This is a genomic window from Stenotrophomonas sp. ZAC14A_NAIMI4_1 (genome assembly GCF_003086915.1).
Taxonomy (GTDB): Bacteria; Pseudomonadota; Gammaproteobacteria; order Xanthomonadales; family Xanthomonadaceae; genus Stenotrophomonas.
Genome location: NZ_CP026002.1, coordinates 1,804,902 through 1,813,650, shown reverse-complemented (window position 1 = coordinate 1,813,650; position 8,749 = coordinate 1,804,902). Strand labels below are relative to the sequence as shown.

Here is an 8,749-nt window from a genome sequence, read left to right as displayed (position 1 = left end):
AGGCGGGGTGATCCCGGTAGCGCCGGGCCGTGCCCGGCGGCTTTGCTTTTGGCGTTCATTGCATCGCATGCGGGACCGCGCTTCGCACTCGCCGGGCATGGCCCGGCGCTACCAGGCGGGGTGATCCCGGTAGCGCCGGGCCGTGCCCGGCGGCTTTGCTTTTGGCATTCATTGCATCGCATGCGGGACCGCGCTTCGCGCTCGCCGGGCATGGCCCGGCGCTACCAGGCGGGGTGGTCCCGGTAGCGCCGGGCCGTGCCCGGCGGCTTTGCTTTTGGCGTTCATTGCATCGCATGCGGGACCGCGCTTCGCGCTCGCCGGGCATGGCCCGGCGCTACCAGGCGGGGTGGTCCCGGTAGCGCCGGGCCACACCCGGCGGCTTTGCTTTTGGCGCTCATTGCATCGCATGCGGGACCGCGCTTCGCACTCGCCGGGCATGGCCCGGCGCTACCAGGCGGGGTGGTCCCGGTAGCGCCGGGCCGTGCCCGGCGGCTTTGCTTTTGGCATTCATTGCATCGCATGCGGGACCGCGCTTCGCGCTCGCCGGGCATGGCCCGGCGCTACCAGGCGGGGTGGTCCCGGTAGCGCCGGGCCGTGCCCGGCGGCTTCTTGTGCATGCCGCGTGCTACCGCATGGGCCACCGACACCAGGCAAACGGGTATTCATCCAATTCGGCAGCGAGTCCGGCGCGTATCGGATTTCCCAGAATGTAGAGCGCATGACGCCTCAAAGCATCTTCATTGCGAACGGCGTGGTCGAAGTAGCTCGGTTGCCACAGGGGCGTTTCCACACCGAACTGCTGCCCCAGTAGGCGGCTGCTGCGTGATTTCAGCGTTCCCATCAATCGGGCGAGTGTGCCGGCGCGCAACTGCATCAACCAATGAACATGGTCGGGCATGACGACCCAGGCGAATGATCGACTGAACCCCTCGCGCTCCACGAAGCGCAGCGTATCCACCAGGCATTCCGCGCAGCGAGGGTCTGCAAATACCGGACGTCGCTTCAGCACCACCGTGGTGAGCACGTAGTATCCATCGATGCGGGAATCGCGACCACGCTGTAGATGACGACTGGACATTGGACCAGTCTCGGGGTGCGGTCTCGATGCACCTATCAGCAAGTCCCATGGCTGCTTGTGAGGTTCTACCGCGCCTCATGCTCGCCGGGCATGGCCCGGCGCTACCAGATGCTCGCCGGGCATGGCCCGGCGCTACCAGATGCTCGCCGGGCATGGCCCGGCGCTACCGGATCTGATCAAACCGCTTCGTCATCGCGCGGGGGCGCGCGGCAGGAGCGTACCCGGGCCAGCGCGTCGCCGGCCTCGCGGGCCATGCGCTCGTACTCGGCGCGGATCTCCTCCAGCCGTTCTTCGTCCATTTCCTCAAGGTCCAGCAGCTCGTTGTTGGCGTCGGCCGTGGCGCGGATCAGCTCGTCCAGCTTGATCTGCATCGCCGCGGTGTCCGAGTTCTGCGTGTGCTGGATCAGGAACACCATCAGGAAGGTGATGATGGTGGTGCCGGTGTTGATCACCAGCTGCCAGGTATCGTTGAAGCCGAACACGGGGCCGCTGATGCCCCACACCACCACGATCGCCACCGCTGCCAGGAAGGTCCACGGCGAGCCGGTGGCGGCCGCGGCCTTCTTGGCGATCGTATTGAACAGGTTTCTTGCTTTCATCGTCGTCGTTCCACCCAGGTGACGAGGATGATCGGCAGCGGCCCGTGCATGGGCCGTGCAGCCGCGATGGGACTCAGGCGCGCAGGCGCGGGGCCTCCTGCAGGCGCACGCGGCTGGTCTGGTAGACGTGCTGCCAGCAGCGGTCGACGAACTCGCGGGCCTGCGCCTCGCTCAGGCGCGGCATGATCTGCAGGGCGTACTGGGTCTGGAACGTCTCGTCGCGCTCGGCGTTGCTGGCGCGCGGCTGGGTGATCAGCGAATCGCAGGCGAACTTGATCCACGGCACGTAGGAGCCGAACGAGTTGTGCGGCAGGGCACCGTCGGCATGCTGCCGGCGCCAGTGATCGAGTTCAGCATCAACGTCGATGACCGGTGGGATGGCGGGGACTTCAGCGTGCATGGCATTCCAATTCGGTTGGGGTGGCAGGGAGTGGGGGTTCATCGCAGTGTGGCGCAGGTGCCGGTGCATGCAGTGTCAGCGCGGCGTGCAGCCGGTGTTGCCATCGATCAGCTGCGCGTGTTCGACGGCACCGAGGTCTTCGGCCATGTCGGCCATCGCATTGCACAGGCGCACGCGGTCGCGCGGATGATCGCGGGTGATTTCCTGCTGCATGTCCTGGAATGCGGCCCAGAACGGCGCACCACGCCGATGCAGCGCGAACTGATGCGTCAATCGGTCGCGGATGCCGGTGAGGGCGGGATCGGGCAAGGGGCGTACGGCGTGCGCGCTCATGGGCTTGCTCCCCGGGACAGGAAGGCCCCGGTGATTCCACCGTAGGCGCGCCATGCGAAGGCGGTGTTAGCAGCGCGTGTGGGGTTTACCCAGCTGACTGTGCGCCAGCGCACATCGGCCTGTGCAGAGGCAGCCGGCACAAGGCTGTGCCGGCTCTGAAGCGTTCATGTAGCTGTGCGTGGAACGGAAATGCGGCGCTTATTCGCCGATGTCTTCGTTCCAGATTTCCGGATACTGCGCAATGAAGCCGCCCAGCAGGTCGACGCATTCCTGGCTGTCCAGGTCGATCACGTTGACGCCGTTTTCGCGCAGCCAGTCGATGCCGCCCTGGAAGGTCCGCGATTCACCCACCACCACGGTGCCGATGTTGAACTGGCGTACCAGGCCCGAGCAGTACCAGCACGGGGCCAGGGTGGTGACCATGATGGTGTCCTGGTAACGGCGCTGGCGGCCGGCCTTGCGGAAGGCATCGGTTTCGCCGTGCACGGACGGATCGCCTTCCTGCACGCGGCGGTTGTGGCCGCAGCCGAGCAGGCGGCCATCGTTGTGGTACAGCGCCGCGCCGATCGGCACGCCGCCCTCGGCCAGGCCCTGTCGGGCTTCGGCGATGGCGGTCTGCAGCAGGGCCTGGTAGTCGGGCGTGGTGATCATGCGGGGCTCCGGTGGGTCATGGGCCGCCATGATAAGGCCCGGTTACCCCGCAGCGGCCCCGGCGGTGCGATAATCAGCGCATGAGCGAATCCCCCTACAAATCCGGTACCACCCATTTCGGGTTCCGCGACGTGGCCGCCAAGGACAAGCAGAAGCTTGTCGGCGAGGTGTTCACCTCGGTCGCGCGCAGCTACGACCTGATGAACGACCTGATGAGCCTCGGCGTGCACCGGGCCTGGAAGCGCTATTACGTGGCCACCGCACAGGTGAAGCCGGGTGACCGCGTGCTCGACCTGGCCGGCGGCACCGGCGATATCGCCGCCCTGCTGAAGGAGCGCGTGGGCGCCGAGGGGTCGGTGGTGCTGGGCGACATCAATGCCGGCATGCTGTCGGTCGGCCGTGACCGCCTGACCAACCGCGGCCTGGTGCTCGGCCTGGACTACGTGCAGTGCAATGCCGAAGCCCTGCCGTTCCCGGACAACAGTTTCGACCTGGTGACCATCGCTTTCGGCCTGCGCAACGTGACCGACAAGGACGCCGGCCTGCGCGAGATGTACCGCGTGCTGAAGGTGGGCGGCCAGGCCCGCGTGCTGGAGTTCTCCGAAGTCACCGCCGACTGGTTCAAGCCGATCTACGACTTCCACTCGTTCAGGATCCTGCCGAAGCTGGGCAAGCTGTTCGCCAACGATTCGGACAGCTACCAGTACCTGGCCGAGAGCATCCGCAAGCACCCGCCGCAGGAAGAACTGAAGGCGATGATGGGGCAGGCCGGTTTCGAGCGCTGCCACTACAAGAACCTGACCGGCGGCATCGTCTCGATCCACTCCGGCTACAAGCTGTAATTCCTGCTTTGGTAGGTGCCAACCTTGGTTGGCACGCGCCCTCACCGGGCGCTGACACATCCGTGCCAACCAAGGTTGGCACCTACCAGAAACCGGGCGCCCCAGGCGCAGGGCCGGCCCCCGGCCGGCCTTACCCCGCATCGCGCAACGCGTCCGGGGCGGGGGCGAGGTACCATTGGGGTTTGATCCCCGTAACGGTCCCGATTCATGCGTAATCCGCTGATGCTCCTTCCGCTGGCCGTGGCCCTGGCCGTCGGCTGCTCCCAGGAGGCGGCCGCGCCCGCCGCCGCCCCGACTGCCGAAAAGGCTCCCGCCGCCCCCGTGAACGCCGAGAACCGCAGCCACGACGAAAGCTCGTACGCCGAGCCGGACAAGGTCGTCATCAAGGACATCGCGCTGGATCTGAAGCTGGACTTCGACCAGAAGCAGATCGGCGGCACCGCCACCTACACCCTGGAATGGAAGCAGAAGGACGCCCAGCAGCTGGTGCTCGACACCCGCGAGCTGAACGTGTCCAAGGTCGAGGCCATCGCCGCCGACGGCGCGCGCAGCCCGCTGAAGTTCGAACTGGCGCCGGTCGACAAGGTCTTCGGCAGCAAGCTGACCATCGAAGCGCCGGAACAGCCGGCCAAGGTGGAAGTGAGCTACCACACCGCACCGACCGCCTCGGGCCTGCAGTGGCTGGAGCCGTCGATGACCGAGGGCAAGAAGCTGCCCTTCATGTTCAGCCAGTCGCAGGCCATCCACGCCCGTTCGTGGGTGCCGCTGCAGGACACCCCGAGCGTGCGCTTCACCTACAGCGCGCACGTGACCTCGCGCCCGGACGTGATGGTGCTGATGAGCGCCGACAACGACCCGAAGGCCGCGCGTGATGGTGATTACACCTTCAAGATGCCGCAGCCGATCCCGTCCTACCTGCTGGCCATCGCCGCCGGTGACCTGGTGTTCGAGCCGATTTCCGGCCGCTCCGGCGTCTGGGCCGAGCCGACCATGGTCAACAAGGCCGCCAAGGAATTCGAAGACACCGAGAAGATGATCGGTGCCGCCGAGAAGCTGTACGGCGAATACCGCTGGGGCCGCTACGACATGCTGGTGCTGCCGCCGTCGTTCCCGTTCGGTGGCATGGAAAACCCGCGCCTGACCTTCGCCACCCCGACCGTGATCGTCGGCGACAAGTCGCTGGTCTCGCTGGTCGCCCACGAACTGGCGCACAGCTGGTCGGGCAACCTGGTGACCAACGCCAGCTGGAAGGACATCTGGCTCAATGAAGGCTTCACCACCTACGTCCAGGGCCGCATCACCGAAGCCCTGTACGGCAAGGAGATGGCCGAGATGGAGAAGCAGATCGACCAGACCGACCTGCTGGCCGAAGTGAAGGACATGAGCCCGGCCGACCAGGCCCTGGCCCTGCCGCCGCTGAACGAGCGTGACCCCGACGAAGCCCTGAGCCAGGTCGCCTACGTCAAGGGTTCGTGGTTCCTGGAGTTCCTGGAGCAGCGCTTCGGTCGCGAAACGTTCGACCCGTTCCTGCGTGGCTGGTTCGATGACCATGCCTTCCAGAGCGCCAACACCGACCAGTTCGTCGAGTACCTGAAGAAGAACCTGCTGCCGAAGAACCCCTCGGCGGTCAGCGAGGCCGAGCTGAAGGCATGGCTGGACGAGCCGGGCATCCCCTCGTTCGCCACCAAGGCACAGTCGCGCAACTTCAGCAGCGTCGATGCCGCGCGCATCGCGTTCTCCGGCGCCGGCAGCCTGCCGGGCAGCCAGGTCACCGCCGAGTGGGGCACCCAGGAATGGGTCCGCTTCATCGACGGCCTGGGCGCCACCCTGCCGCTGGACAAGCTGGCCACGCTGGACAAGGCCTACCACTTCACCGGCACCGCCAATGGCGAAATCGCCATGCGCTGGTACCCGCTGGCGATCCGCAGCGGCTACGAGCAGGCCAATGACGCCGCTGCGGCGTTCATCGAGCGCGTCGGCCGCCGCAAGCTGATCATGCCGATCTACGCCGAACTGGTGAAGACCCCGAAGGGTCTGGAGCTGGCCAAGCAGGCCTTCGAGAAGGCCAAGCCGGGCTACCACCCGATCACCACCGCCTCGGTCCAGGATCTGCTGGCCAAGGCTGAAGCCAAGTAAGAAAAAACGCCGGGCATCCCCCGGCGTTTTTTTTGTAGAGTCGAGCCATGCTCGACTGGCGTTTCAACAGCAGTCGAGCAGGGCTCGACTCTACAGAAAGCGTTTATACGAAGGACTTCCGCATGAAACGACTGATCCTGATCACCGCCTGTGCCCTGGCCCTGGCCGCCTGCAGCAACCCCGAGGAGGAGCGCAAGGCGCAGGAAGCCGCCGCTGCCGCCGCCCAGGCGCAGAAGGAAGCCAAGGCCGAGGACGTGGCCAAGCAGTACGACACGGCCGTGGCCGCGCAGGACTGGGAGCGTGCGCGCATCCACGGCGGCTCGCTGTTGGACCAGTACAAGGACACCGACGCGGCCGAGCGCATCGCCGCCGGCTTCGACGAAGTGAAGGCAAAGGCTGATGCCGCGCGCGACCTGCGCCGGCTGCAGGCGCTGTGGCAGTACAACGAGATTCCGGTCGGCACGAAGGGCAAGCAGGTCTCGGCCACCATCTACAGCAAGGAACGGGTGGACGTGGATGGCAGCGGCGCCAAGCCGGTGCAGCTGGTGTTCCGCGACCATCCCGAGTGGAAGCGGCATGCCTACCTGGTGCTGCAGGCCGGTGATTTCCGCTGCCCGCAGTGCACGGTGAAAGTGACCGTGGACGATGGCAAGCCGATCTCGATGGCCGCCTGGCGGCCGAAGACCGACGAGGCCATCGCCATGTTCATCACCGACCAGAAGGCGCTGTGGAAGCTGGCCCAGAAGGGCAAGTCGATCAGCATCGAGTTCCCGGTGAAGGCCGGCGGTACCCGCACTGCGGTGTTCGAGACCGGCGGCGTGGATACCAGCCGCATGCCGCAGTGGTGGAAGTGACGGCCACGGCGGTGGTAGCGCCGGCACTGTCGGCCGTGCGCCACTGGGTGTTCGACATGGATGGCACGCTGACCGTGGCCATGCATGATTTCGAGCGCATCAAGCGCGAACTGGGCATTCCGCCCAGTGCGGACATCCTCGTGCATCTGGCGGGCCTGCCGGGTGCGGAGGCGGCGCAGAAGCACGCCTGGCTGCTGGCCCACGAGCGTGGGCTGGCCGAGGACGCGCTGCCGGCCCCGGGCGCGGTCGAGCTGCTGCGCGCGCTGGCCGCAGCCGGTTGCCAGCTGGGCATCCTGACCCGCAACGATCATGCGCTGGCCAAGCTCACGCTGGAGGCGATCGGGGTAGGGGATCTGTTTGACGATGGCGGCATCATCGGCCGCGATGAGGCTGTGCCCAAGCCGTCGCCCGACGGCGTGCAGCAGCACCTGCGGCGCTGGGGTATCGGCGCCGACGCAGCGGTGATGGTGGGCGACCACGCCTACGACCTGGACTGCGGCCGCGCCGCCGGTGCGCGGACCGTGCTGGTCAACCTGCCTGAAAACCCCTGGCCGGGCCTCGCGGACTGGCATTTCGCCGATTGCCGCGCGCTATTGGCGGCCTGGCAACAGAAGGGGTAGTGCCGGCCGCTGGCCGGCAACGTCGGCCGGAGGTTCCGGTAGCGCCGGGCCATGCCCGGCGGTGTGGGTAGTGCCGGCCGTTGGCCGGCAGTGTCGACCAAGGTCGACACCTACCAGAGCAGTTCCCGATCGCGCATCGAGATGCGCGGGCAATTTGGTTACGCGCCCAGCGCGTACCCGAACTGCTGCTTGAACTGGTCGTGGAACTCTTCAAACGTGAAGCGCTGGTTCTGCGTGCCCGGGTGCTCGACCTTCAGCGCGCCCATCAGGTTGGCCATGCGGCCGATGGTCAGCCAGTCGTAGCCCTTCTCGATGCCGTAGATCAGGCCGGCGCGGAAGGCGTCGCCACAGCCGGTCGGGTCGACCACGCGGCGCTCGTGCGCCGGCGGGATGTCGTAGCTCTTTTCCGGGGTGTGGATGACCGCGCCCTTCGGGCCACGGGTGGTGATGTAGGCCTTCACCCGGCTCACGATCTGCTTCTCGTCCCAGCCGGTGCGTTCCTGCAGCAGGTTGGACTCGTAGTCGTTGACCACCACGTAATCGGCCTGCTCGATGAAATCGCGCAGCTCCGGGCCGTTGAACAGCGGCAGCGCCTGGCCCGGGTCGAAGATGAAGGGGATGCCGCATTCCAGGAACTCGGCCGCATTCTGGATCATGCCGTCACGGCCGTCCGGCGCAACGATGCCGAAAGTGACGCCCGGCACGTCCTTCACGTGGTTCTCGTGCGAACGCATCATCGCGCCCGGATGGAACGCGGTGATCTGGTTGTTGTCGTGGTCGGTGGTGATGAAGCACTGCGGGGTGAACATGTCTTCCAGCACGCGGACCTGGCTCAGGTCGATGTCCATGCGCTCGAAGTGCTCGCGGTACGGTGCGAAATCCTGGCCGACGGTGCCCATCGGGATCGGGCTGCCGCCCAGCAGCTTCAGGTTGTAGGCGATGTTGCCGGCGCAGCCGCCCAGTTCGCGGCGCATGCGCGGGACCAGGAAGGACACGTTCAGGATGTGCACCTTGTCCGGCAGGATGTGATTCTTGAACTGGTCCGGGAACACCATGATGGTGTCGAAGGCAAGAGAACCACAGATCAGAGCGGACATCGATGTAAGCCTATGCGGTGAATTTGGGGGTGGCCAGCCGGCATCGGCCAGCAAGCAAATGGCGCCCTTGGGCGCCCGACGGCGCAAAGGTTACCTGCTGGTGCCGCTCAGGGCCAGAACCGGGTGATGCCCAATTGGG

The 8,749-nt window shown here is 66.5% G+C and carries 10 protein-coding genes; 4 read left to right on the top strand and 6 right to left on the bottom strand.

Annotated features, from left to right (window positions below):
* Positions 1 to 625: 625 nt before the first annotated feature.
* From C1926_RS08370 to C1926_RS08350, 5 genes are all read right to left on the bottom strand, one after another.
* Positions 626 to 1,078: a transposase gene (locus tag C1926_RS08370; RefSeq protein ID WP_108758864.1), complete on the bottom strand. Its 453-nt coding sequence runs from the start codon at positions 1,076 to 1,078 to the stop codon at positions 626 to 628.
* 176 nt (positions 1,079 to 1,254) lie between these two features.
* Entirely contained in the window at positions 1,255 to 1,677 is a 423-nt protein-coding gene (locus C1926_RS08365) for a low affinity iron permease family protein (protein WP_108758863.1), read from the bottom strand.
* A 73-nt stretch (positions 1,678 to 1,750) separates the two neighbouring features.
* The gene (locus C1926_RS08360; RefSeq protein ID WP_108758862.1) at positions 1,751 to 2,077 is read right to left on the bottom strand and encodes a hypothetical protein; all 327 of its coding nucleotides are present in this window, start codon (positions 2,075 to 2,077) and stop codon (positions 1,751 to 1,753) included.
* Positions 2,078 to 2,152: 75 nt separating this feature from the next.
* Positions 2,153 to 2,410, bottom strand: coding sequence for a hypothetical protein (locus tag C1926_RS08355; RefSeq protein ID WP_108758861.1), 258 nt, complete (start codon positions 2,408 to 2,410; stop codon positions 2,153 to 2,155).
* A 198-nt stretch (positions 2,411 to 2,608) separates the two neighbouring features.
* Positions 2,609 to 3,061, bottom strand: coding sequence for a nucleoside deaminase (locus C1926_RS08350; RefSeq protein WP_094002387.1), 453 nt, complete (start codon positions 3,059 to 3,061; stop codon positions 2,609 to 2,611).
* Positions 3,062 to 3,141: 80 nt separating this feature from the next.
* On the opposite strand from C1926_RS08350, the gene ubiE reads away from it, so the two are divergent.
* The 4 genes from ubiE to C1926_RS08330 all read left to right on the top strand — a co-directional run bounded on the left by ubiE (position 3,142) and on the right by C1926_RS08330 (position 7,513).
* A complete protein-coding gene (ubiE, locus tag C1926_RS08345; protein ID WP_079223406.1) occupies positions 3,142 to 3,903 on the top strand; it encodes a bifunctional demethylmenaquinone methyltransferase/2-methoxy-6-polyprenyl-1,4-benzoquinol methylase UbiE in 762 nt (253 codons plus the stop codon).
* Positions 3,904 to 4,110: 207 nt separating this feature from the next.
* The gene (locus C1926_RS08340; RefSeq protein ID WP_108758860.1) at positions 4,111 to 6,039 is read left to right on the top strand and encodes a M1 family metallopeptidase; all 1,929 of its coding nucleotides are present in this window, start codon (positions 4,111 to 4,113) and stop codon (positions 6,037 to 6,039) included.
* Between the two features lie 122 nt (positions 6,040 to 6,161).
* A complete protein-coding gene (locus C1926_RS08335; protein WP_079223404.1) occupies positions 6,162 to 6,893 on the top strand; it encodes a hypothetical protein in 732 nt (243 codons plus the stop codon).
* The gene (locus tag C1926_RS08330) at positions 6,890 to 7,513 is read left to right on the top strand and encodes an HAD family hydrolase (protein WP_301554041.1); all 624 of its coding nucleotides are present in this window, start codon (positions 6,890 to 6,892) and stop codon (positions 7,511 to 7,513) included. The genes C1926_RS08335 and C1926_RS08330 overlap by 4 nt, the downstream gene beginning before the upstream one ends.
* Before the next feature lie 158 nt (positions 7,514 to 7,671).
* On the opposite strand, the gene C1926_RS08325 is transcribed toward C1926_RS08330, so the two are convergent.
* Positions 7,672 to 8,610 (bottom strand): carbohydrate kinase family protein, encoded by a 939-nt coding sequence (locus tag C1926_RS08325; RefSeq protein ID WP_079223403.1) that lies wholly within the window; start codon positions 8,608 to 8,610, stop codon positions 7,672 to 7,674.
* Positions 8,611 to 8,749 lie beyond the last annotated feature (139 nt).